This is a genomic window from Ectobacillus funiculus (genome assembly GCF_004138295.1).
In the GTDB taxonomy this organism is placed as follows: Bacteria; Bacillota; Bacilli; order Bacillales; family Bacillaceae_G; genus Ectobacillus; species Ectobacillus funiculus.
This window is the reverse complement of the sequence record NZ_SCFM01000031.1, coordinates 1-24,985: the sequence shown is the minus strand read 5'-3', so window position 1 is coordinate 24,985 and position 24,985 is coordinate 1. Positions and strand designations below refer to the sequence as shown.

Below are 24,985 nucleotides of genomic sequence, written 5' to 3'. Positions count from 1 at the left end.
GGGGATTGGTGTGATGTGGCTATATATAATCGCCGTGAATATCTTGGCGTTTTCTTTCATGGGAATTGATAAAAGAAGAGCAAGAGCAGGATTGCGGCGCATCCCCGAACGAAGCTTATTTATGACGGCGATAGCTGGTGGAGTATTTGGGATATGGATCGGTATGTACACATTTCGGCATAAAACCCGCAAACGGGCATTTGTAGTTGGAGTGCCTCTTCTTGCCCTTCTTTTTCTAGTCATTGTATTGCAAATGTAAGGCGCATCATTTTTCTTACGCAATATATTTCGCTATAATGAATGCGATGATACTTAGGAGGGATGATGTGTGGAGCAGTCTAAAAAGCAGGAAGTGATTCAGAAGCTGACATCGATGCAATATAAGGTTACACAGGAAAATGGTACAGAGCCACCGTTTCAAAATGAATTTTGGAGCCATAAGGAAGAAGGACTGTACGTGGATATTGTGTCAGGAGAGCCACTGTTTAGCTCGTTAGAAAAATATGATTCCGGCTGTGGTTGGCCGAGCTTTACAAAGCCGCTTCATAATGAACGGATTCAAGAAAAACGGGATCTTAGCCATGGAATGATTCGTACGGAAGTGCGCAGTGCAGAGGGAGACTCTCACTTAGGCCATGTGTTTAACGATGGACCGCGAGATCAAGGCGGTTTACGATACTGCATCAATTCAGCAGCGCTCCGTTTCATTCCGAAAGCAGAGCTCGAGAAAGAGGGCTATGGAGAATATAAAAAGCTGTTTGAATAAGAAAAGCGGACATCGCCCTGAAAAGTTATACTTTATCTTGTAAAGAAAACTCGACGATTGGCGAGCCCTACTTATATTGTATTCCTAACATTTCTGACTACGTCGAATGGCTTCTAGCTGGAAACCTATATTTTCTTAAAGCATAAGAAAATATAGGCACGGCATGCCTTTGCTCCCGTAGCAAAACAACCCGGGTGATTCTGGCCCAGTTGATTCATGAAGTCTTCCGCATGTTCTCCCTCCACTAAAGGCACTTTTTCCTTTATGTGGGGGGAGGGTACTTTATGGAAGGAAGTGCTAGGAAGAGATGTATCCTACTATAACAGATGAAGAGAGTCAGCAAAGAAAAATCGGAGGAGCATAATGGGGAGACAAATAACAAAACAGACGGAAGGTATTTTATACGCTGGTGGAGCATATTTTATATGGGGGATTTTGCCGTTATATTGGAAGCTTGTGCAAGATGTGTCGGCTGAGGAGATTTTAGCGCAGCGTGTATTTTGGTCTTTTATTTTTATGGTGGTTGTCCTGCTGTTTACTGGGAAGTGGGGAGAGTTTATTACGCAATGTAAGAAGCTTCTGCAACATCCTAAATCTTTCATAATGTTAACTATTGCATCTTTACTAATTAGCATCAATTGGTTTCTTTACATTTGGGCAGTTAATCATAATCATATTATTGAGACTAGCCTTGGATATTACATTAACCCGCTTGTTAGTATTTTGCTAGGGATGGTCGTGCTAAAGGAACGGCTTAATGTGTGGCAGATTGTTGCGGTGTGCCTCGCAGCGGTTGGTGTTGCCATGATGACACTTCGGTATGGTGCATTCCCTTGGATTGCGCTTACGCTTGCGTTTAGCTTTGGCTTGTATGGCTTGGTGAAGAAATTGATAAACTTTGATGCATCAATTGGTTTAACGTTTGAAACGATTGTTGTTACACCATTTGCACTTCTATACTTAATTAGCCTACAGATGAATGGGGAAATTGCATTTGGAACGGTCTCTCCTTCTGTTACTCTTTTATTAATAGGAGCAGGGGCGGCAACAGCTGTACCGCTATTATATTTTGCCAAAGGAGCAAAATTAATTCCGCTCACCTTGATTGGGTTTTTGCAGTATATTGCCCCAACTATTAGCCTATGCATCGGAGTCTTTTTATATGGGGAACGTTTCACAAGTGCGCATGCCGTTGCATTTGGCTTTATTTGGGCAGCACTTCTTACGTTTTCATTTGCTAAAACAAAATTCATGGTTAAGAGACAACCGAGGCTTGGCAAGTAAAAACGGATCAAGATGTCCTAAACATGTAAAGGAAGGTATTTATAAGCTGATGAAACACCCTTTTCTTCCGTTGCAAGACAATGGAAGAAAAGGGTGTTTTTTGTTTAGAAAGAAACATTTGCTATTTTCTCTGTCAAATACTATCATAAGAGGAAAAGTTTTTCGTTGAGAAGGAGGCGTTCCATGGAACACTTGCTTGCCAATGGGCCATTAGTTTGTGCAGTACTTGCGTGGTTTTTGGCTCAACTTGCAAAAGTAATACATGTATTAATTAAAACGAGAGAGATTAACTTGGCAAAGTTTTTTGCCTCGGGCGGTATGCCGAGCTCCCATTCAGCTACTGTAACAGCTTTAGCTACAGCCACTGGTATTGAACATGGGGTTGATAGTTCTTTGTTTGCTCTGACGTTTATTTTTGCGATTATTGTTATGTATGATGCATCCGGTGTTCGGCTGGCCGTCAGTAAGCAGGCAAAAATTCTTAATGATTTTTTTCATGGGAAAGCAAAGAATTATAAACAATTGAACGAACTAGTTGGACATACGCCGTATCAGGTCATTGTCGGAGCGGCTCTTGGGGTTGTTGTCGCGGGATTTTATTACTAAAGCAGCTCACAGTTAGAGAAAGAAAAACAAGAAGGCCATGCCTTCTTGTTTTTACTTGTTTTTCATTGGCGGCTTGCTCTTCATGCGTTCGTCTGCTGCCTTAGAACGCTCCAATGCTTCTAAATCATCTTGATCGGCCAATTCACGTGAAAATTCAATATCGCGCCCGTCAGACATCTTACTTTGTGAAAAGTTCTTTTTTACCATCATCAACATCTCCTTATTATATGAAATGCAAATATAGCTTTTGTAAAGCTGCTTTGTTTTATGTTCTGTTTTATCAGAAAAAAGAAGTCTTGATGAAGTTATCTTTCTGCTGTTTGTGCATGTATAAAGAGAATAGGTGGGGGAAAGGTAAGAACGGAGGTGAATGAGATGGGAAACAAAAAAGCTGATCCATCCAAATCAAAGCTGAATTCTGCTCATGTGGAAGGTCAAGGCACAACAAATACAGAAACAGGCACAATTAAAGCGGATTCTTCTCGCCATCCGAAAAAGCAGCCGTAAACTCACAGTATATACTGTGGGTTTTTTACTGTAGTTCTCATTAATCTGTTGAATATAACTGATAAACATTATTTTTAAAAAAATTCCCCTTTTAAAAGCGGGTTTTTATACACATTATAGGATTTTCGATTTTAAGGGGGATATAAACTAGGAAAATAAAGAAGCTAGGGAAGCTGTTTACAAAACGATTAACTGGTGGTTGGACAAAGGAATTGATGGATGCCAAATTGATATGATTAATCACATTAAGAAGGAACCAGGATTCCCCAATTTGCCAAATCTAAAACAATTATATGTTGTTCCTTCATGGGATTATAGGATGAACGTTGAGAGAATCAACGACCTTCTTTCTGAGTTGAAGAAAGAAACATTTTCGAAATAGACATCATGACTGTCGGTGAAGCAAATGGAGTGAGAATTGATTAAGCTGCTGATTGGGTTAGCGAGGAAAAAGGGAAGTTTAATATGATTTTCCAATTTGAACATTTAAGCTTATGGGATAAAAGTGAAAGTGGTGCAGTAGACCTTGTTACATTCAAAGCTACAGCTGTAAAAACTACTAATGGTGCAATTGGGGTAGATGTGAATGGAAAACCAGTTCAGAGTGTGTTAGAACTGGCGAAAGAGTCAGGGAGATCAACAGGACTTGTTACAACAGCTCAAGTGACAGATGCAACTCCGGCTGCTTTTGGCGCTCATTGTATGTTCCGGTTTTGTTTGGTGTAAATTCCATAGACTTTTGTACTAGAACCGTATTAACAATTTCTTAATAAAACATCAACATATATCTAATGAATATAGGCTATATTCTACTAGATAAACAGATGTTACAGTCCTATTTAATCTACGAAAGGTGAGGATAATTCATTGAGCCTGAATATTAAAGATATAGCTTTGCATGCGGGAGTGTCCAAGTCCACGGTTTCACGTGTGATTTCAGGGAAGGGTTACACTAGTCAAAAGTCAAGGGACAAGGTATTAAATGCAATTCAAGAACTGCAATATAAACCAAATGGTATAGCTAGGGCCATGGTTTTACAGCGTACCAATAATCTTGGTGTTATTATTTACCGACAACATTATCCAATTGCTTCGCATCCTTTTTACGGGAAAATATTGGATGCTATTCTCAAAAAAGCAGAGCAGCTTAATTATTCTGTTTTTGTAATGACTGATAAGGAAATGTCCTTAAATTCTGCTGATTTTATGTTGGAAAAGAGAGTGGATGGACTTATTCTTATAAGTCGTCTTAATCAAGAAGTGATTGGTTATATTGATAAATTTAATGTTCCTTATTTGATTGTAAATGGTACAACAGATAAGGATGACATCATTCAAATAGTGAATCAGGACCATCAGGGAGGACAGCTTGTAGCGGATCATTTAAGTCAATTGGGCCATCATCGAATTGGAGTTATTGCGGGTCCCCAGGAGCATCGCAGTCATAAATTGCGTCTTCAAGGTTTTTGTGAACGTATACTTGAATTGGGAGGAGAAATTTCAGAGGAAGATGTATATTTTTCTCCTACTTCAGCATTTGATGACGGTTATAAGAGTATAGCTGCCAATTGGGATCGTTTTTCTGCCAAGAAACTAACGGCTATTTTTGCTACAAATGACATGCTGGCTTTAGGTGCTATGCAGTTTCTGCTAGGGAAGGGATGGAAAATCCCGAACGATATAGCAGTAGTTGGATTTGATAATATCGATTATGCCAAGATGTCTTATCCTCCTTTAACAACAGTACATGTTGACAAGGTAAGGATGGGAGAAGAGGCGGTTGTTTTATTGGATGGTTTAATCAGGAAAGAAGATATTAATCCTCTATATATGGAATATGAACCAAAGCTTATCATTAGAGAATCTACTAAAGGACTGAACTATGAAAAGTGACTGGACGATAGACCGTGATTATTGGTGTATCATTTATGCAGCCTATTAAGCCTATTAAGCCTATTATAGCAGGTGTAATTATAGGGGGTTATTACTCAGTGAAGTCAGTGCAAATGATTGTATTGTAAAGTTGAGTTAAAAACCCTTTTACATTAACTTAAGACTCTCACAATAAATACTAAACATTGGGCATGTATATTAATAACCAGATAGAGAGGGAACGAAATTTAGACTTTAGTAGAAATATTAAAGCTTCCACATAGGTGGTTCTTATCTGGGAACGTTCCCACATTTTCTTAGGCTATATAAACAAAATGATAGAGGTGGAAAAATGAAGAAGGTTACAGCAGGTGTATTGTCCACGGTAGTTCTGGGAATGGGTATTTTAGCTGGATGTACAAATGGAAATGAGTCCGCAGCAAGTCAAGCAAAGGAGCCTGAAGTTGTTACGATTAAAGCTCAAACAGCTGGGGCGGAAATAACTAGGGTAGATAATCTAGTAGCAGCTTCTGAAAAGTTAAATAAAGAGTTACAAGATCAAGGGGAAAATATCGAAGTTAAGGTTGAAACAAATAGTTTTTCTGGTAGTTGGGACGATTATGCAAAGCAATTTATGCTAGCCTTCCAGGCGAAAAAGGAGCCGGATATTTATGCGACAGGACATGAAAATATTGGGTGGTTAGCTGATGGACATTATATTCTCTCTTTAGATGATTTGAAAAAATCAAAGGAATATAAAGATGTAGTCCCAACTCTTTGGAAGGCAGCAGAGTATAAAAACCATATATGGGGTGCCCTGCAAGATACTGAAGCACGTCCTGTTTTTTACAATAAAGATATTTTAAAGAAACTTGGCTGGAGCGATGAACAGATTAATAGTCTTCCAGAAAAAGTTAAGCAGGGAGAATTTACACTTGAGGATATGACAAATTTGGCTGAAGAGGCAAAGTCTAAAGGAGCAGCGCAATTCGGTATTGTTCACCGCCCGGTAGAGGGTCCGGATTTTCAAGCATTGGCTTATGATTTTGGAGGAAAAGTATACGATGCTTCTGCAAATAAGATTGTATTCGATAAGAAGGCTGTTGCAAAGCAATTGAACTACTACTATGAAATTGCACAAGAGCAATTAATCCCAGATAATTTAACTTCAATTCAGTGGGATAATATCCATAAAATGGTTGTGAATGGACAAACATTATTCTATTATGGAGGAATTTGGAACGTATTTAACTGGAGCCAAGGTAATTTCCATGATCAATTAGGAAAAGTTGATGCTAAATGGGTTAACGAACACTTCGGTATGATGCTTATCCCTGCAGCGGAGAAGGGTGGAAAACCACTTACTCTTTCTCATCCGTTTGTTTATACAGTTTCAGCACATACAAAGCACCCAGATTTAGTAAAGCGTTTATTGGAGCTTGTAGCTGATCCGGAACTTCAGGCTGATCATGCTATAAAAACAGCCCACTTGCCTGTAACAAAGAGCGGCGAAGAAAATCCGGACTTTAAGGCGGATATAACATTAGGGAATGTGGCATACATGTCTGATTATACGACGTTCCTTCCAAATAGCAATGGTTTCCCAAAATATTCAAAAGCTGTTTTCAGTGCGATTCAAGCTGTAGAACTGGGCAAGAAGAAGCCTGAGGAAGCTTTAAAAGATTTAGAAGTACAGCTGAAAAATGATTTAGGAGATCAATTGCAAATTATTGAATAAGTTAAGAAACGTGAAAACAGCCTGCTTAGTCTGTGAGGGGCTGGGCGCTGGAGCTGGATATGCTCAAAATGTATAAATTCTTTAAAGAAGTGATACCTAGCAATTTTATGCTAGGTATCAACTTTTCAAGGAGGTCTAATAGTGGGTACTGTTTTAAAAAGGTGGAAATTGCCTGCCATTATGTTAGGTCCGTTTGTGATTTTGATTTTCCTGTTCTTTTTTCTTCCCGTCATATTAATAGCAATTATAGCGTTTACGAATATGGATTCAGCCATGAATTGGACCTTTAATGGTTTAACAAATTTTCATAAGCTTGTGACTGACCCTAATATTGTTCAAATTATTAAGAACACTGTTTTATATCTCGGTTTTACGCTATTAATCAATGTAGGTTTTGGTTTGGCCCTAGGCATTCTTACTACTTATTTCGTCCAAAAAGAATCTGTCGGTCTAGTTTTTCGAACAATTTGGATGTTGCCAAGGATCTCTCCGCCAGTTGTATATGCATTGCTTTGGTTATGGTTTTTTGATCCAAGCGCCTATGGTGTGTTAAACAGTTTAAGGGCTCTTGTTCATATGTCACCTGTTGATTGGTTAACAACCCATCCGATGACAGCAATTATTTTAGCAAATGGGGTCATCGGGGCCTCTTATGGAATGATTATTTTTTCATCTGCTATTAAATCTATTCCACGTGATTTATTTCAGGCTGCGATGGTGGATGGAGCGTCTCACTGGGCAATTATCAGGGATATTATTGTCCCAGCTGTCCGTTGGCCGTTGATGTTTGTAACGTTGTGGCAATTTTTGTCATTGCTTACATCGTATGAATATATTCTCCTTTTGACAAAAGGAGGACCGTTGTTTGACAGTGAAGTATTGGCATTATACTCCTTCCACAGCGCCTTCAAAAATTTTGAATTTGGTTATGGGGCAGCCGTTTCCCTTGTTCTTGTTATAGTTGCTTTGCTGTTCTCTTTTGTTATGTGGAAATTTTTTAGAATGGAAAAAATGCTCGGTTCATCAAAAATTGAGTAGAGAGGGAGTTGCTAAAATGGAGGCAACAGGTTATCAAAAGCTAACAATACCCACAATACATCCCGTATCCAAATGGAAAAAGCGAATTCCTTATTTGGTTGCTTATGGAATATTAGGGATTACAACTTTGCCAATCATTCTTATGTACGTATGGCTGTTATTAAGCTCATTTTCTAAGAAAATGAAATTTGGTTTTATTCCTACTTCATTTACAGTGGAGAACTGGAGCTTCTTATGGTCCAATGTGGAGCATGGAGGAAGCGAGCTTCCGAGTATTTGGACAGCTACATGGAATTCTTTTGTGTTCGCCGGTTCTCTTACCATATTGGAAGTAATTATCGGAATTATGGCTGGGTACGCGTTAGCTCGAATTGAGTTCACTGGACGTCAGACGATAATGAAAATGACGTTACTTTTACATGCTTTTCCTAGTGTGGCTTTGCTTATTGCTGTATTTTACATCCTTAATTTTATGGGATTGTTTGATTCTATTTGGGGAGTTGTTCTCGTAAAAACGGCTTTGCAAATTCCAATGACAGCTTGGATTGTAAAAGGATTTTTTGATGACGTGCCTTGGGACGTAGAATGGGCGGGAATGATTGATGGCTGCAGTCGCTTCCAAGTATGGTACACCATTGTGATCCCGCTTATTAAGCCTGGCATTGCAGCAATCAGCATTTTTTCTTTTTTATCGGGATGGTCTGAATTTCTATTATTATATACGTTTACTGTTAGTGATAATAACGTTACATTGGCTTCTTATCTCCAAAAATTAATTAGTGATCCTAATATGATTAATTACGGATTATTAAGTGCAGTGTCACTATTTTATATGCTGCCAGTCTTAGTGTTTTTCATTTTCACACAAAAATCGTTAATGCAGGTAAGTGCCGGGGGAGGAAAGCGGGTATGAAAATAGAGCTAAGGAATCTTACTAAATCATTTAATAACAAAAGCAATACGATTAACAATTTGAATTTAACAATTGAAGATGGTGAATTTGTTGCTTTACTTGGACCAAGTGGTTGTGGAAAATCTACAACCATGCTAATGATAGCAGGTATTTATAAGCCAAATAGCGGTGAAGTATATTTTGACGGCCAAATAGTAAATGATTTAGAGCCAAAAGACCGAAATATTGGAATGGTGTTCCAAAGTTATGCTTTGTATCCGCATATGACTGTTTTAGATAATATCGCTTTTCCTTTAAAGCAGCAGAAAGTAGCGAAAGAAGAACGGTATGAACAGGCGAAACAGGCTGCTGAAATGGTTCAGCTGGGACATCTATTAGATCGCAAGCCAGGTCAATTATCAGGGGGGCAGCAGCAGCGTGTTGCCTTAGCGCGTGCAATTGTAAAAAAACCAAAGGTGCTTCTGTTGGATGAACCATTATCCAATTTGGATGCCAGGCTGAAAATTGAAATGAGAGAAGAGATTTCCCGCATTCAGAGGGAATTAGGCATCACGACTATTTTAGTTACCCATGACCAGGAAGAAGCCATGACAATGGCACATCGTATTGCTGTTATGAAGGAAGGACATTTAATTCAATATAGTAATCCTATGGAGCTATATAATAAGCCTAAAAATTATTTTGTTGCTCAGTTTGTAGGTACGCCTCCGATGAACTTCTTAAGAGGAACGCTATCTTCAGTGGATAAGAAATCCAACGTTCGTATAAATGAGTTAATAATTGATGTAACTGATACATTATTAGATTCCTATGCAGGAGAAAAATCGCAGGACGTAAATGTAGGGATTCGACCTCATGATTTGAAGCTAGAGAATGATGGCGATATTTGTATTGAGGGTACTGTAAGCTTAATCGAATCTATCGGACATTCTCAAATGGTTAATGTGAAGGTTGGTAATGAATATATTCGTTGTTTTGTTGAACCAAATATTAAATTGGAATATGGAAGTGCAATTATGTTGACTGCTAACATTGAAGCTATTCATTTGTTCGATGCAGCTACAGGGGAAAGCTTAAAGAAGCATAATGTTGAGACATTCATCTACAATTAACAGAACAGAAATAAAGGATAGGGTGAATATGGAGGTAGTACAACATAGTTTAGAGCAGAGTTTATGTAACTCCGCGATTGAATATGCTAAGCACGCGGGTGTGCTAATTGAGGATCGTTTGGGAAATATGGGAAAGGTTGAACAGAAAAAGAATGCTTCTGATCTTGTAACGGAGGTTGACAAGTTGAGTGAGGATTATATCCGTCATAAGATTCAAACGGAGTATCCCAAGCATTGGATTTTGTCAGAGGAAGACTGTGGTCAGGCGGATTCCTATGAAACTTTTAAAAGTCATAAAACAGGGTATGGCTGGATTGTTGACCCAATTGACGGCACGACTAATTTTATTCACGGGATTCCGCATTTTGCGGTATCCATAGCGGTTGTGAAGGATGGAGAGCCTATCATTGGCGTTGTATATAATCCAATGACGGATGAGTTATATAGTGCAAGGAAATCATTTGGAGCCTATAGAAATGGGCAGCGTATCCACGTAGGAGACGAATCTGTATTAGCCGAGGCGGTTGTGGCAACAGGGTTTCAAGCGAGCGATTTTAAAGCAGGGTCGCGGGTAGTCAAACAAATCGATGCATTGGCTGGAAAAAGCAGGAACATTCGTATGCTAGGAGCAGCAAGCTTAGATTTATGCTTCATTGCGTCTGGCAGGATAACTGGATTCTGGCATGAGGGTCTTAATCCTTGGGATACAGCTGCGGGAATATTAATTCTAGCTGAAGCAGGTGGAAATAGTACAGATAAGGAAGGGAACCCATATTGCCTGTTCCATGATTCCTTAGTCGCGTCTAACGGTAAAATACATGATGAATTCCTAAAGACAATAAAGCCTTGAAGGATAGGTGGTACAGTTGAAAAGACCATTGATAACAGCTCATACTGGATGTATGAATACGAGGCCGAATTCAATCGAGTCCGTGATAGAGGGAATAAAGGCAGGGGCAGATATTATTGAAGTAGATATTCGAGCAACAAAAGATGGGGTTATCGTTCTAGCACATGATGAGCATATAAGTACAGAACATGGTGTTAAAAGAATAGCTGATTTGTCTGTTGAGGAATTGAATAGTTTTACAAAGGATGCCCCTATCATCAAGCTACAGGAAGTTTTAACGTTTATTCGTGAAAGTCATCGAATCATAAATTTAGATGTGAAAGAAGATCTTGCTATCGATCCTATGATCAAAATTATTGAAGAATATAACATGAAGGACTATTCCATCATTACTGGATGTGAGAAAGATAGGGCATTGCACCTAAAGAAACATTACCCAACCTATCAAGTATTATTGAATGCAAGTATGAGCTTGTTTAACCAAAGGAAAGAGAATTATGCCGATTTCGTAAAAGAAACGTATCAGGATGCAATAGCCGCTTCATGCTGTGGAATTAATATTAATTATCACTTATGTCAAGAAGAATTATTGAATGTTGCCGCTAGACGCTGCCTTCCTGTTTTAGTGTGGACCGTGGATGATTCGCATGTAATGGAAAAGTTTCTAGACATGGGAGTGCACTCTATTACTACGCAAGAAGTAAGAATATTGACGGAGCTAAGAGATATGCGCATATAAGTGGAATCGTTAGGGGGGACAGGCATTGATTGATACATTTTTGTATGAATTTAAACAAGGAAACGAAAAAATCACTGATTTCGTAAAGGGAAATAAACTTTCTGGAATTGATTTGTACCAGTTGGCGATTATGCAGCTTGAGCTATTAAAAAAAGCGGATCCGAATCATCCTTCTTATGTATCACGTCAAGCGGAATTCTATCATTTAGATGGCAATTTACGTAGAGCTGGACTGCGATACAATGAGGTGCTGGAGATGGACCCGCTTCTCCCTCTTACAAAAGATGAAGAGAGACTAATTGAAAAATTTTGTCCTATTTTCTTCATTACCCCCAAAGAATGTTTCCCGCTCAAGGATATAGTCGCAGTGCATCATCCAGTAAAACCATTGATTGGCTATCATTTGTTTTGGGAAGATGACTATGATTTTCCAGATGACTATGAACCATGCGATCATGAAGAGGTTTGGGTGGAGTATGACCAGGAAAAAGAAGAAGTGACAAATGTTATGTGTTGGTTTCATTCCCGTGTACTGGAATCGGAGGCAGCAGTAGAAGAAGCACAGGCCAATCAGCAGCGGGCGATCATTCGTATTGAATGGGGCAAGCATGGGTCATTACTTTGCGGGTGGGAAAGTATGCAAGAACCGTTAACAGGGGTATTTTTACCAACATGGTTAAGAGAAACTTATGATCATGTGAAAAGTGGAGGTAGGGTATCTGATCATCCGTTAAAGAAATTCTGGCCTAAAGGATTTGACGGGACTTTTGAGGAATACATTGACTTTTCAGTTTTAATAGATCCATTGGAATTATTGCGGAAAAAGCCTCTTCTTTTCAAGACAAGATGGGTAAACGCAGCTATATTTACCCATGCATTACTTTACAATTTTCATCCTAAAATGGAGTGGCCAGATCGATTTTATCAGTCCATAGCACAAGAACTCCAAAGTGATACAGGACTATAGTATAAGTAGGATTAAGTAAGTAACCATTTAGTAAATCAATTCCGATAGTTTTTGAAATGTTTTGTGTGCAGTTTTCGGATTTAAACATTTGCTCCAACAATAAGAATTTGGTTTACATAGAACCAAGGAAGCGGTTGGTGGAAACATTTTCAGTTAAAGAGCTTACATGATGCTAAATAATTCTTTTAGATAGTCCTAATCAGCAGGAGCGATTCCAAAAATATTGAATGTTCCTGCTAATTAGTTTTAGCAAGAGTATAGGTTTTTATGGGAATGGTTTTAGAGCTGCTAACGTTAATGTATGTTACAGCAAACTCCATCACAGGCTAAAAATATCATGCTACCCATGTTTAGTTTTTCTTAGAATAAAAAGGTCCGTTTTCAGGAAGGTTGTAAACTTTCGGAGTAGTGGGACAAGATGATAGAAGCTTGATGGAAGAAACTTGGATTTTTAGATTGCTTTTATTTATTACCTAACCAGACGCAGAAGGGGCAACAAGGGAGAGGAGAAGATAGCCTACATGATTAGCCATGGTATATATGCTTAGGTTTTCTAGGAATTTAATTTAGTTTGTTTGAATGATAATTCATAAATAAAAAGTAAAGTATAATCAAATATATTAATGTAGTAATGGTAGTACATATTTTGTTGGAGTTACCTCATCCCCCTTAGAAGAATTTATATATACCTATTATGATTAATAAGCAACTCGGGAGAAAACGCAGTTGGTGCACCCATTTTAGATTTGCAAACTTAGCTCCTGCTAATACTCCTAAATAAACAAAAGTTCCACTCATTATGGCAATGATGATTGGTGTTAATGAAATAGGATAACCCAAGAAGGCAGCTCCAATCCCTGCACCAAAAGCATCTAGTGAGAGTGCTGTGCCTAGCATAGCCGCTTCCCTAATAGAAATCCATCCTGATTGGTCAACATCTGCTTTCATCGGTGTTTCCAAGATTTCAATTATAATTCTCAAGTTTTTGAGTTGAATGGTTTTTTTGGCAGGTTGCTTTCTAGTTATCTGAGAAAGCGAAGCTGCAATGGTTTCGTTTATATCCTCATTGTTTGTTTTATAAAAATTATAAAGAGTCCAAAAACCTAGAACGATTAATAATAATCCTCCCAGCATTTGTGCAAAATGTGGAGAAATAAAGCGAGATATTCCGTGGCCGATGCTCATGGATATAAAGAGAACTGCTCCGGTAATAATCATAATTGTAAAGAGCGAACGTGTAGGAATTAAAATTTTTCTAACACCATACGTGAAGCCTACCCCAAAACTATCGATACTCAATACAAACCCTAAGAAAATAATTAATACAAGCAGAGATAACATAAGTATCCCTCCTTTTGTCAAATAACGGCTGATATCCATCTTATGAAAACTTCACAAGGTATATGCGTGTACTCCCTCTAGAATCACCTGTTCTAACAAATGATTCTGGTGCGGAAATTTCATATTAGTTCTTAATTTGTAAATTTTTATATAAACATGATTAAAAAACGTGTAGTATGTAGAACAATGTTTAAATTAGAGCGTTTTGGACAAATTTTAATTATGACATTTTCTTTTAAGGTGGGCGTTTACAGTGGAAACAACGAGTGCAACGGCAAAAATAAAACATCTAGAAGATCCTGTAAACTATAACAATCGTGAGTTAAGCTGGTTGGCGTTTAATCAACGTGTATTAGAAGAAGCGATCGATGGACACAATCGTTTATTAGAACGATTTAAGTTTCTTGCGATCTTTAGTTCAAATTTAGATGAATTTTTTATGGTCCGTGTGGCCGGCTTAAAAGATCAAGTCGAAGCAGGATTTAACAAACCGGAAAATAAAGCTGGCTTGACTCCAAAGGAACAATTATCGCTTATATCCAAAACAACACATGAGTTGGTTAAATTACAATACAACACTTATAAACAATCTCTTCTGCCTAAGCTAGAAAGTGAAGGTGTTTCAATCATCACGATTAGACAAGCAAGTGCAGACCAATTTTCATTTTTGGAAACATATTTTAAAGAAGAGATTTTCCCTGTGTTAACTCCAATGGCTATTGACGCGTACCACCCTTTTCCAATGTTGCTGAATAAAAGTCTAAACCTAGCGATTAGTATTGAAAAAACTACAGAAGAGGACAGTCAAATCAGGCAGTCAAGCAGTAAGTTAGTAATTATACAAGTTCCAGGAGTATTACAGCGTTATGTTGAATTGCCAACTCAGTCTGAAACAAGAACGTTTGTCCTGCTTGAAGACGTCATTGCTGCTTTTATCTATAAATTTTTGAAAGGGTATACGGTCAAAAGCGTTACACCATTTCGCATTACGAGAAACGCTGATATGACCATTCATGAAGAGGGAGCACGCGATTTACTTCGGGAGATTGAAAAAGAGCTAAAGAAACGAAAATGGGGTACTGAAATTCGAGTGGAAATAGATGGCCGGAATTATGATCAAAATGTATTGGAATATTTACAAACAGAACTGGAAATTCATGAGAAAGATACTTATATCATTGATGGTCCGCTTGATTTAACATTTTTGTTCTCTTTTTATAAATGTATTGAAGCAACACATGAATACCTTGTCGATGAAAGACTGATTCCGCAGCGACCGAAAGATTTAGCATCCGATGAAGATATTTTTGAGAAAGCTTTAAAACGGGATATATTATTTCATCATCCATACGAATCGTTTCGGCCAGTAGTCGATTTTATATCTGAGGCTGCGGAAGATCCGGATGTTCTAGCTATTAAACAAACATTGTATCGTGTCAGTGGTGACTCCCCAATTATTAAAGCATTAAAATGTGCGGCAGAAAACGGAAAGCAAGTTACAGTTCTTGTTGAGTTAAAGGCTCGATTTGATGAGGAGAATAATGTCCATTGGGCAAAAGAGCTTGAACAAGCAGGCTGCCATGTTATTTATGGAATGACTCATTTAAAAACACATAGTAAAATTACTCTTGTTGTACGTCGGAAAAACGGACGGATTGAACGCTTTGTCCATTTAGGAACAGGAAACTATAATGATGCAACAGCAAAAATTTATACAGATCTAGGATTGATTACATCGGATGAAAAATTTGGTATTGATGCTACAAACTTCTTTAATTATTTAAGTGTATTTACTGAAAAACCGGAATACCATCATTTATCAGTGGGACCATTTAATATTCGTAAAGATTTTATTGCATTAATTAATGAAGAAATTACTTTTCATAAAAAGCATAAAAATGGTCACATTATTGCGAAAATGAATGCGTTAACAGATAAATCGTTAATCATGAAGCTATATGAAGCTTCAAAGGCTGGTGTGAAAATTGATTTAATTATACGAGGCATTTGTTGTTTAAGACCAGGCATCAAAGGAGTTAGCGAAAATATTAAAGTTCGCAGTATTGTTGGCCGCTTTTTAGAGCATGGCCGTATGTATTATTTTCATCATAATGGTGAGGAAAAAATTTTTTTATCATCAGCTGATATGATGACGCGAAACATGGAAAACCGTGTAGAAATTTTATTTCCCATTTTAGATTCACGTTTAAAGAAACGAATTCAAAATTGGCTATCGCTGATGTTAGCGGATAATGTAAAAGCCCGTGAGCAAGATTCCGAAGGAAATTATCATTATGTAAAGCGTGCAGAAGATACAATAGTTAATAGTCAATTGGAAATATATAACATGATATACAATGCTACACGATCTCATCAGAAAAAGCGGATAAAAAAGTGCCTGCGAGGAAAATGCTGATACCATTAAATCTTTCGAAGTGAGAGACTCCTGGGGGTAGTTTTTTCATTTCTTTAAAAGATATATGTCAAAACAGTTGAAAAAGAACGGTCACGTATTAAACGTTTGCACATAGTAAATTAGTACAGCTGTACTAGCATTTTTTTCTTTGGACATACTAAACAAAAACTAAAGGAGGAATTGTTATGCTTAAAGGTGCACCATTATGGTCAGGAGTTGTAGCCGGCGGAATTTCGCAGGTTGAAGATGTCCAATCTTATATACAAGGGGAGAGAGATGGTAAATACCTGGCTGCCAGTACAGTAAAAAATGTAACAGGAGCAGCAGGAATTATGGCCGGGGTAGAATATGGCGCAATAGCAGGATCGATGATTCTTCCCGGAATCGGTACAGTTATTGGCTCAATTGCCGGATATATGGTCGGAAATCGAATCGGAAGCTCGATTGGAGCTACGGCTGGAAATTTACTATTTAACAGAAACCCTGAACAGCAAGAACAATAAATAATTCAAACAGGGAACTCCAAAAGTAGAGTGTGTTTCTTGTGAGGAGTTCCTTTTTCTGTATGTCTAGTGATTATAAAAAAGCTAATCGTTCATTAAACTGAAAAATGAGAAGACAAACGTTGCAGTTGTAAGCATAAAAGAAAGAGACTAACTTTGAGTCAGTCTCTTTAATATAATTTTTGTTCAATCTCATGTAATTTCATTTGAATAGAATGATCGTCTAAAACATTATAGGCAGTAAACTCTTGGTTAGGAGCCGGCTCTATATCGTCAAATAAGCCTGTAGCAACAGCTTCCTTTGGAGTTTCCATTGCCAGTTTTTTTGTATCTCTTTCTTCGAAACTGTAATTGACCGTTTCATCATCAAATAAACCTCTAACAGAATCTTTTGCAGTATCCATTACCTGTTCCGTTTTTGCAACTCCCTCTTCAAAACTGTGTTTAACCATATTGCCTCCTTTTTTGACCATTTGAGTCATATCAGGCAGCATCATCGTTTTCCTTTCTGCTTTTGCTTCTTCTACAAACGTCCCTAACTGCTGTTGTAGGCCAGTCGTGAGCCCTTTCATTTGATCTCCCAGTGCTATCGCTGCGCCTGCCCCTTTAACCAGCAGCTTTCTAGTTCCTTTTCTTGCCTCTGGAGATACCGTTAATATAAGCGCTGCAGAACTGATAATTAGACCAACTGGATTACTAAAAGAAAAAAACTTTTTAAGCATAATTCAACCTCCTTGATAATGCGAATTTTACCCAAATTTGGTTATATTTATTTTCATTATCTACAAAAAGTGTGTTTTTAATCATGAATATAATACAAAAAATCCGTCCAAAATATTATTTGTATAAAAAATTAGGATAGCAAGAAGGGAGGTGGCAAGAGAATGCATGAAATATCGTTTAAACCGCGATCTTTTCATATTCTCCCTGGCAGAGCTAGATTTGAACTATTTGGATTACAACATAACCCTGAGATAGCTGAGAAGTTTGAAGAAATTTTCTCTTCTATTAAAGGGGTCACATCTGTTTGTGCAAATAGCGATTCAGGGAAAGTATTGTTAGTGTTTAATGAAAATAAAGTAAGTCTAAACGTTCTTTTGTTATTTATCAAAAAATTTGAAGAAGTTTTGTTTAAGAAACGACACATAACTGAGGAAGAGACTGCACTTGGAAATGAAGAAGAACATGCTGTTATATACAGTGAAGTTGCTGCAACCGCTGAAAGTGCAATCGCACCTTCTTATTTTGAATCTATTCCGTATACAAAAAATACGGCTATAGATGAAGAAAGAGTTCCCTTGCCGCTTACTTTATCGATAGCGGGACTGGGGATTTTAGGAGTTAAGCAGTTATTTTGGGGAAGGTCTGCTTTGGCAAGACATCCTCTTCCTTTTTTCCTTAGCAGTGCGATAGCAATTGGTACTGGATACCCCTTTTTGAAAAAAGGGTTGCATAATATGCAACAAAAGAAAAAGCTGAATGTAGATTTATTACTTGGTGTCAGTTCGTTAGGATTGGCGCTCGTTCGGGAAAACTTAGTTGTTTTAGCTGGCATTAGTATTCTCCAATATTTAAACTGGAAACGCAGACAGGTGAAAACAGATCTATTAGACCAGCCATGCGTATCGCCTCAGATTGAAGCTTACAGCCGACGCGCAAGCAGATTTGGTTTAGTCGCGGCTGGGGCTAGTTTTGCGTTGACAAGAAATCCTATGGCTGCACTAGGTGTTTTATTGGCAGCTAATCCTCGTCCAGTTTTAACCTCTACCGAGTATGCTTGGAAGCAAGCAGAGCATGTTGCAAGGGAACATGAACAGTGTATCCCGGAGAACGGATCGATGTATCAGTTATCACAAACAAAAGCGGTTGTATTTGAAGATGCTTCTTTAATTGCTGATAACGGAACAATAAGACAAGAAGCGGCAGCGTTATTTAAGCGATTGCGTCCTGGAACTATAATAGATGCTAAAACCAATCAGAATGATGTAAATCTAGAAGACTTATCAAGCTTTTTAGCAAAACATTTTAATCTGGAATTTAGAGAAATAACCAGACCTTTCCCAGCCCAAAGGGATGAAATCTTATTTGTTACAGATGATGTATCAAATGGAACAGAAAATATCTTGTCTTTTTACCCTTCTATAAGAATCGGGCAATTGCCAGAACTTGCAAAAAGTTATCAGCATGCCGAACAGCTGGATAATCTTGTCCATACAAATGCAAAAATAACATCTTTATGGAATTTGATTGGAACAGCAATTGCTGCACCGCTATTTGTAGCTGCGCCGGTAGTTAATTTGATTGCGGACACGTTAACGCTAAGCTTCTTAACAAAAATAAAAAAATGGACGGAGCAGCATATCGGGGCAGGAAAACAAGCGAAAGGGCAAGCAAGAGGGAATGGCGAAGGAAAGGCGGATGGCCATCCTTGGCATGCAATGGATGAGAAGGAAATTCTTCATCTTCTGAAAACGGATGAACTATATGGTTTAGGTGAACAGCAAATCAAAACAGCTATGCATACCTATGGTTCGAATAAAATCCAGACAAAGCAACGACCTCATTGGATAAAAAGCTATCTAGCCCAATTCAAGGAGTTTACGACGATTATTTTAGGGACAACCGCTTTATTAAGCATCGTTTCTGGACATGTATTTGATGGAGCCGCAATGGGCTCGATTCTTTTGTTAAATGCTGCGATTTCGACGATGCAAGAACGGAAAGCGGAAGGTGCTGTTGAAGCGATGACCCGCTTCGTACCGCCAAATTGTCATGTAATTCGAAAGGGAGAGAAAGCAGAAATACCTGCAGAAGACCTCGTTCCAGGCGATGTTGTAGTGCTCGAAGCAGGAGACCGTGTTCCTGCCGATTTGAGATTAATTCAAGGATGGAATCTGGAAGTGAATGAGTCTTCTCTATCAGGTGAATCGCTGCCTGTTAGAAAGACTGCTGGAAAGCTTTCGAAAGAAGAGGCTCTTTCTGACCGGATAAACATGCTGTATATGGGAACGCATGTAACGAGGGGGAAAGCTCTCGCGGTTGTTGTACAAACAGGAAGAGATACTGAGATAGGTCATCTTATGTCGCTATTAAGTGAGGAAAATGATACAGAGACACCATTGCAAAAACAAGTAACTTCCATTAGTAAAACATTTATGAAGGGTGCTTTAGCAGCAGGTGCTGTTGTATTTGTTGTGGGTTTGCTTAGAGGAAACCCAATTTCACAAATGGTTACTACTTCTTTGGCTTTGACGGCATCGGCGATTCCTGAAGGACTTCCGATGACGATTACGATTGCTTTAACTGCTGGTATATTCCGCATGGCAAAGAAACAAACTTTAGTCCAAAATTTATCTTCTTTAGAGACGTTAGGAAGAACAACGGTTATTTGTTCGGATAAAACAGGAACACTAACGAAAAATGAAATGACCGTCAAGAAAATAGCAACGATTGATACTGAATTCCATGCAACTGGAGATGGATATGCTCCAGAAGGAAAGATTATTGATAAAAATGGAGTAGAAAAAAAATCTAAGGAACTGGATAAGCTTTTGGAAATTGGATTATTGTGCAGTAACACTTCATTGCACTTTGAAAATGAACGCTGGGGAATCAAAGGAGACCCGACTGAGGGTGCCGTTGTGACATTGGCTGCAAAACGCAATTTCCATTTGGAAAATCACAAACATTGGAAGCGTATTCACGAAATTCCTTTTGATTCAAGTTCAGGCATGATGACAGTTGCTTGCAAGAGTGAAGAAGACAAAAGAAAATGTTTTGTTATGTCAAAAGGTTCAGTGGAAAAGATTTTGAACTGTTGTACCCATTATCAGCAACATGGACAAAGATACGTGTTGACAGATGAAATAAAGGAGGCAATTTTACAGCAAAATGAAAAATATGCTGAGCAGTCTCTCCGTGTTTTAGCGTTTGCGTATCGTCCAATTGATCATAACGGCGAAGATACTTGCTTCGATGATATGAATGATAGATTAATCTATGTTGGCATGGTCGGTATGATAGATCCTCCAAAGCCTGATGTAGAAAAGAGTATCCGTGAAGCTCTAGAATTAGGAATTAAACCAATTATGATTACAGGCGACCATCCTGTTACTGCATTGGCCATTGCAAAGCAAATAGGAATTTGCAACGGAGGAAAGAAAGTTGTCGTCGGCAACGAGCTAGACCGGATGTCGGATGAGGAGTTAAGAAACATCATCAACGATATTTGTATCTTTGCAAGGGTCACTCCTGAACATAAGCTTCGCATTGTCACGATGTTACAACAACAAGGACATGTTGTGGCGATGACAGGAGACGGCGTAAATGACTCTCCTGCTATAAAAAGGGCAGATATAGGAATTGCAATGGGGCAAACCGGTTCACAAGTAACAAAGGAAACAGCAGATATGGTTCTAAAGGAAGACCATTTTGGATCTATTGTAGACGGAGTAAAAGAAGGAAGAACTATCATCGGAAACATTCGTAAAGCGCTCGGGTGCTTATTAAGCGGAAATCTGGCTGAAATTATTGTCACGGGTGCTGCTGTAATTGCAGGACTGCCGCTTCCGATTGTGCCGATTCAAATCCTGGTAATGAATCTTTTAACAGATGCGCTCCCTGCGATGGTGCTGGCTGTTAATCCGGGCAATAAAACAAAACAGACAAAACGTCAAGAAATTGTGGATTCGTCCCTATATAAGCAAGTTGTTACACGCGGAGTTCTATTAGGTGCGGGATCATTAGGTCTGTTTGCATTAAGCTTAAGTCGCGGATCTTCTCTAGCTGTAGCTCGAACAACTGCATTTGCAACGTTAGTAGCAGGCCAATTAATCCAAACTTTCTCATGGAGACAAACAGGGTCCAGAGAAAATATTCGTGATTGGTCAAAAGATCGTTTCTTGGTAGGCGCGTTAGGAGTTTCTTGGCTCGCATTGTTGGCGACTATTTATATCGGCCCGTTGCATGGTGTATTTAGCACAGTTTCTTTACCGATTATTTCATGGGTTCCAATATTAGCGGTTGCGAGCAGTGCCGCAATTGTAGCAAAGCCGGTTGTAAATATGTTAACTCGTAAAAAAACAAATAGGATTGCACTTCAGGCAGCTGCATAGGTATAAAAAGGAAAAATTTGACCAGACTAAAATAATAACGTTTTTTGTAGGAGGAATATAATGGTACAAAGAGGTATACAGAGAGTGATCGTAGGATCTGCTCTTGTCATCGCTACATCAGCCTTGTTACCGATAGCTAAAGAAGTGTTAAGACCTGTTGCAAGAGATTTATCAAGACAAATGAAGTTTCTTCTTGTATCAGCAAAAGAAGGGATTGAAGATGTCGTTGCCGAGGTTAAATTTGAACGAATGAAGGCACAACTCGATAAGGATATGTTTATCGATTGCGAGGTAGAAATAGTAGAAAGAAACGAAGCGATGTTTCGTTAAAATCGTATATTCGAGAGGAGGAATCGTATGAACGAACAAAATGACATGATTTATCATTTAAGACAAGCACTTTCTCATTTGGACCAAGCGCTGAATATGACTATTCAATCACTGCGTGAACGTCCAGAATTTAAAAAGAGCGCGGGCGCTATTTGGGAAGAATTCTTAGGAACATTTTTTGGAAAGGTTCGGGCAAAAGGGAAGGAGAATAACATCAATCTGTTAAGTCTCATTTCGTTTCCAAAATTAAGGAGATTTTAATTTAAGACTGACTCAAATGGTCAAAAAATGTGGCCTTTTGGAGTCAGTCTTCTCTTTTAAAAGGATTTGGGAATGTGTCTATCAACTCAAAATCCCTTGCCCCACTTCTGAATAATTAAGGTTTCTACCCTTTTTAACTTAACATAAAAAAGAAGTAAGTATCGGCTTTTAGTTTATAGATATTTTTAATTGCTTTACTCCAAAAATTGTTAATATTTCCTCTTTTTTCTGAATACTTTAAAAGTAGCGAAAAAATAGGATGAGAGATGAAACATTCAATATTTTGTATCTTCAAGCGAGACATGTCAATCAGCTAATTACGTTAGAACACAAAGGGTATCTGCCAGAGTGTCAAAATGATCGTACACTTACGAAGTTGAGTCTTAAGGTCAGCTATGGAGCAAGAGGTTTTATCCGATTCCCCTCCGTTTATAGCTCGTCTCGTTACACCACATACAGCAATCCTTCTGAAAGCTCCTATATATAAATGAATTCCTTTTCAATACGTTCGTGACCAAAGTAACAGCTTTTGAACTGGATTTATTATATAGTATAATGATTCGTAATATTAGGTATTCCTTATGATTCGTTGTGAAATGAAGTAGGTACAGAATAATAGGGGGGAGAAACATGAGGAAAGGTGATACTGTTTTTTATAATGGCAAACACTATATAGTTGTTCACATATTTGATAATGGATTTGTAGAAATTGGAATTCCTGAGCTCGATAATTGGTTATCAGTTGAAATTGTTCCAATTGTAAAGATTGAGCACATCGTTCGGAGAAAGAAGAAACTCACAAAAAAACTCTAAATATTCACAGATTGGGCGTCTCATTTTTTTGATTGAAAGTGAAAAGGTCACGCCTTATGAGGAATTTATGGAAGTGGTTTGAGCCAAAATCCATTTTAAACTTTTCTAAATGAATGATTCATCTGTGTAAGGGCAATGAGCTGTCTTACCTATGGAGTGTATGAGCGGATTTTGCCAGATTATAAGCAAATTTATGATTAGAGCGCTGGAGAGCAAGTGAGCGGTCATTATCGCCAATTTGACAAATCGTACAGCAACGTATCAATACGAGGGAATTATACTCTCCTCTGATAATCTAGTACTTCAAAACTATCTGATAGAAGAGCGTGAATCTATGGTTTCATTCGACTTAAGACCGTATGAACGTATGTATATGGTCTAAATAAAAAGCAAGGGGGTCTCCTTGCTTTTTATTGTTGGGTATTGATGCGGACTACGCCGCCTTGTTCAAAATGATCTGCTTCTAGCAAATCAACAATTACGCGTGCTACATAGGAAGGGGAGAGCAATTTTCCTTCTTTCTTTAGAGAAAGGAAGCGATCGATATGGATAAAGTCTTCCTTGTCTGTATTCCGAATTTGTTCTTGCATACTTGTGTCTACAACGCCAGGAGCAAAGGATAGGATTTTGGTCGGATAGGTTTTTCCTTCCTCTTCAAGTGCGACGCAGCGAGTAAACATATCAATGCCAGCTTTTGTTGTACAATATGCACTCCAACCAGAATAAGGATTTTTACCAGCTCCTGATGAAATGTTAATGATGCGTTTTTCTAATGGCGCATCCTTTGTGCGTTTTAAAAACTCGGAAATAAGCAGCATTGGTGCAAGGAGATTTACTTCAACATTTTGAACAAGCAGTTCATTCTCGGCACGCTCTACCGGTTTTATCGGGTCGAGCATACCAGCATTGTTCACGAGATAAAGATCAGATGCACTATCTAAATCCATAGCAGCAAAAATTTCCTTCATTACTTCTTCTACATCTTGCAGATTATGTAAATCAAAGCTAAGCGGATAAAATAACACCCCTGCTTGCTTTGCTGTTTCTTCCAACAACGCATTTCGATGACGAGCGACTGAAAACACAATGACACCCTTTTCCAGCAGCTGTTTCGCAATAGCCTCCCCTAGACCGCGGGATGTTCCCGTAACAATTGCATATTTCATCAAAAATCACCTCCTCTATACACAAACATAACATTAAACGAATGAAGTGTAAATTCGGAATATTCTATAAGCAAATGAACGGTTTAAATTTAGTGAGGAATGGAGGCCTTGAAATAAGAGAAAGGCGCATAAATTTTATGGCAATAAGAAGGTCAGCCGTTTGAGGCTGACCTTCTTATTGTTCTTGGAGGCTGTTAACAGTAACTGTCTGCTCCTGCTCTGGATGAGAGATAGGATAAATACGTGCTGTCCCATCCTGCTCATTTACATGTTGAATCATGACCGGCGTCCCTTGAAATGTAACGTAAACAGTTTTTCCCGTTTCAGCAATTTCTTTTGCGCGTGCAATATTCATGAACCTGTCCTCCTGCTAAGTTATTTTTCTTAGCATGGCATAGAAACCAGTATGTTATGCTTATTCTGCACTGTAAAAAACGATAACTTTTCAGCCGGAAGTGAATTTGACACAGTTGGAAATTTTAGGAATATAATATAGATGCAAGTACATCTCTGTCTTCGCCCAAGGGCGGGGCTTGCCAGTCGGCGAGTTTTCTTTACACTGGAGGAAAATATAAATTTCCAGCTAGAAGGTCATTCGACGTAGCCGGAAATTTTAGGAATACAGTGTAAGTGCAACTACGCCTCTGTC

Annotated in this window: 24 protein-coding genes and 1 pseudogene; 20 read left to right on the top strand and 5 right to left on the bottom strand. The window is 38.4% G+C overall.

Annotated elements, in window-relative coordinates:
• Positions 1–13: 13 nt before the first annotated feature.
• The 4 genes from EP737_RS18200 to EP737_RS18185 all read left to right on the top strand — a co-directional run bounded on the left by EP737_RS18200 (position 14) and on the right by EP737_RS18185 (position 2,656).
• Positions 14–259: a DUF1294 domain-containing protein gene (locus EP737_RS18200; RefSeq protein ID WP_379949284.1), complete on the top strand. Its 246-nt coding sequence runs from the start codon at positions 14–16 to the stop codon at positions 257–259.
• Between the two features lie 69 nt (positions 260–328).
• Positions 329–766: a peptide-methionine (R)-S-oxide reductase MsrB gene (gene msrB / locus EP737_RS18195; protein WP_205650971.1), complete on the top strand. Its 438-nt coding sequence runs from the start codon at positions 329–331 to the stop codon at positions 764–766.
• Between the two features lie 363 nt (positions 767–1,129).
• Positions 1,130–2,050, top strand: coding sequence for an EamA family transporter RarD (gene rarD, locus EP737_RS18190; RefSeq protein ID WP_129729581.1), 921 nt, complete (start codon positions 1,130–1,132; stop codon positions 2,048–2,050).
• A gap of 183 nt (positions 2,051–2,233) precedes the next feature.
• A complete protein-coding gene (locus EP737_RS18185; RefSeq protein ID WP_129729579.1) occupies positions 2,234–2,656 on the top strand; it encodes a divergent PAP2 family protein in 423 nt (140 codons plus the stop codon).
• Positions 2,657–2,707: 51 nt separating this feature from the next.
• Here EP737_RS18185 and EP737_RS18180 read toward each other — a convergent pair whose 3' ends face one another.
• Positions 2,708–2,863, bottom strand: a complete 156-nt coding sequence (locus EP737_RS18180) for a YfhD family protein (protein ID WP_129729668.1) — start codon at positions 2,861–2,863, stop codon at positions 2,708–2,710.
• 168 nt (positions 2,864–3,031) lie between these two features.
• Here EP737_RS18180 and EP737_RS18175 point away from each other — a divergent pair, with 168 nt between their 5' ends.
• The 10 genes and pseudogenes from EP737_RS18175 to EP737_RS18125 all read left to right on the top strand — a co-directional run bounded on the left by EP737_RS18175 (position 3,032) and on the right by EP737_RS18125 (position 12,392).
• Positions 3,032–3,163: a YuzL family protein gene (locus tag EP737_RS18175; protein ID WP_129729577.1), complete on the top strand. Its 132-nt coding sequence runs from the start codon at positions 3,032–3,034 to the stop codon at positions 3,161–3,163.
• Between the two features lie 151 nt (positions 3,164–3,314).
• A pseudogene (locus EP737_RS18170) lies at positions 3,315–3,862 on the top strand (alpha-amylase family glycosyl hydrolase); the annotation flags it as partial.
• 168 nt (positions 3,863–4,030) lie between these two features.
• Positions 4,031–5,056, top strand: a complete 1,026-nt coding sequence (locus tag EP737_RS18160) for a LacI family DNA-binding transcriptional regulator (protein WP_129729575.1) — start codon at positions 4,031–4,033, stop codon at positions 5,054–5,056.
• Between the two features lie 331 nt (positions 5,057–5,387).
• The gene (locus tag EP737_RS18155) at positions 5,388–6,773 is read left to right on the top strand and encodes a sugar ABC transporter substrate-binding protein (protein ID WP_129729573.1); all 1,386 of its coding nucleotides are present in this window, start codon (positions 5,388–5,390) and stop codon (positions 6,771–6,773) included.
• A gap of 141 nt (positions 6,774–6,914) precedes the next feature.
• On the top strand, positions 6,915–7,811 hold the full coding sequence (locus EP737_RS18150) for a carbohydrate ABC transporter permease (protein WP_129729571.1): 897 nt from the start codon (positions 6,915–6,917) through the stop codon (positions 7,809–7,811).
• A 16-nt stretch (positions 7,812–7,827) separates the two neighbouring features.
• Entirely contained in the window at positions 7,828–8,724 is an 897-nt protein-coding gene (locus EP737_RS18145; RefSeq protein ID WP_129729569.1) for a carbohydrate ABC transporter permease, read from the top strand.
• Complete coding sequence (locus EP737_RS18140) at positions 8,721–9,836, top strand: ABC transporter ATP-binding protein (RefSeq protein WP_129729567.1); 1,116 nt, start codon at positions 8,721–8,723, stop codon at positions 9,834–9,836. The genes EP737_RS18145 and EP737_RS18140 overlap by 4 nt, the downstream gene beginning before the upstream one ends.
• 28 nt (positions 9,837–9,864) lie before the next feature.
• A complete protein-coding gene (locus EP737_RS18135; protein WP_165350853.1) occupies positions 9,865–10,686 on the top strand; it encodes an inositol monophosphatase family protein in 822 nt (273 codons plus the stop codon).
• Positions 10,687–10,702: 16 nt separating this feature from the next.
• A complete protein-coding gene (locus EP737_RS18130) occupies positions 10,703–11,425 on the top strand; it encodes a glycerophosphodiester phosphodiesterase (protein WP_129729563.1) in 723 nt (240 codons plus the stop codon).
• Between the two features lie 25 nt (positions 11,426–11,450).
• A complete protein-coding gene (locus tag EP737_RS18125; protein ID WP_129729561.1) occupies positions 11,451–12,392 on the top strand; it encodes a tetratricopeptide repeat protein in 942 nt (313 codons plus the stop codon).
• 669 nt (positions 12,393–13,061) lie between these two features.
• On the opposite strand, the gene ytaF is transcribed toward EP737_RS18125, so the two are convergent.
• Positions 13,062–13,733 carry a sporulation membrane protein YtaF gene (ytaF, locus tag EP737_RS18120; RefSeq protein ID WP_165350852.1) on the bottom strand — a complete coding sequence of 224 codons (672 nt, stop codon included), beginning with the start codon at positions 13,731–13,733 and terminating at the stop codon, positions 13,062–13,064.
• Positions 13,734–13,986: 253 nt separating this feature from the next.
• Here ytaF and EP737_RS18115 point away from each other — a divergent pair, with 253 nt between their 5' ends.
• Both EP737_RS18115 and EP737_RS18110 read left to right on the top strand, forming a co-directional pair.
• Positions 13,987–16,149, top strand: a complete 2,163-nt coding sequence (locus tag EP737_RS18115; protein ID WP_129729557.1) for an RNA degradosome polyphosphate kinase — start codon at positions 13,987–13,989, stop codon at positions 16,147–16,149.
• 185 nt (positions 16,150–16,334) lie between these two features.
• Complete coding sequence (locus EP737_RS18110) at positions 16,335–16,652, top strand: hypothetical protein (RefSeq protein WP_129729555.1); 318 nt, start codon at positions 16,335–16,337, stop codon at positions 16,650–16,652.
• A gap of 170 nt (positions 16,653–16,822) precedes the next feature.
• On the opposite strand, the gene EP737_RS26060 is transcribed toward EP737_RS18110, so the two are convergent.
• On the bottom strand, positions 16,823–17,374 hold the full coding sequence (locus EP737_RS26060) for a hypothetical protein (protein WP_205650970.1): 552 nt from the start codon (positions 17,372–17,374) through the stop codon (positions 16,823–16,825).
• Between the two features lie 162 nt (positions 17,375–17,536).
• Here EP737_RS26060 and EP737_RS18100 point away from each other — a divergent pair, with 162 nt between their 5' ends.
• From EP737_RS18100 to EP737_RS18085, 4 genes are all read left to right on the top strand, one after another.
• On the top strand, positions 17,537–21,766 hold the full coding sequence (locus EP737_RS18100; protein ID WP_129729553.1) for a cation-translocating P-type ATPase: 4,230 nt from the start codon (positions 17,537–17,539) through the stop codon (positions 21,764–21,766).
• 60 nt (positions 21,767–21,826) lie between these two features.
• Positions 21,827–22,096, top strand: coding sequence for a DUF5132 domain-containing protein (locus EP737_RS18095; protein ID WP_129729551.1), 270 nt, complete (start codon positions 21,827–21,829; stop codon positions 22,094–22,096).
• A 27-nt stretch (positions 22,097–22,123) separates the two neighbouring features.
• A complete protein-coding gene (locus tag EP737_RS18090; protein ID WP_129729549.1) occupies positions 22,124–22,357 on the top strand; it encodes a hypothetical protein in 234 nt (77 codons plus the stop codon).
• A 630-nt stretch (positions 22,358–22,987) separates the two neighbouring features.
• The gene (locus EP737_RS18085) at positions 22,988–23,170 is read left to right on the top strand and encodes a hypothetical protein (RefSeq protein WP_129729547.1); all 183 of its coding nucleotides are present in this window, start codon (positions 22,988–22,990) and stop codon (positions 23,168–23,170) included.
• A 410-nt stretch (positions 23,171–23,580) separates the two neighbouring features.
• On the opposite strand, the gene EP737_RS18080 is transcribed toward EP737_RS18085, so the two are convergent.
• Both EP737_RS18080 and EP737_RS18075 read right to left on the bottom strand, forming a co-directional pair.
• Positions 23,581–24,336 (bottom strand): (S)-benzoin forming benzil reductase, encoded by a 756-nt coding sequence (locus EP737_RS18080; protein ID WP_129729545.1) that lies wholly within the window; start codon positions 24,334–24,336, stop codon positions 23,581–23,583.
• Positions 24,337–24,511: 175 nt separating this feature from the next.
• Positions 24,512–24,691, bottom strand: coding sequence for an H-type small acid-soluble spore protein (locus EP737_RS18075; protein WP_129729543.1), 180 nt, complete (start codon positions 24,689–24,691; stop codon positions 24,512–24,514).
• Positions 24,692–24,985: the final 294 nt, after the last annotated feature.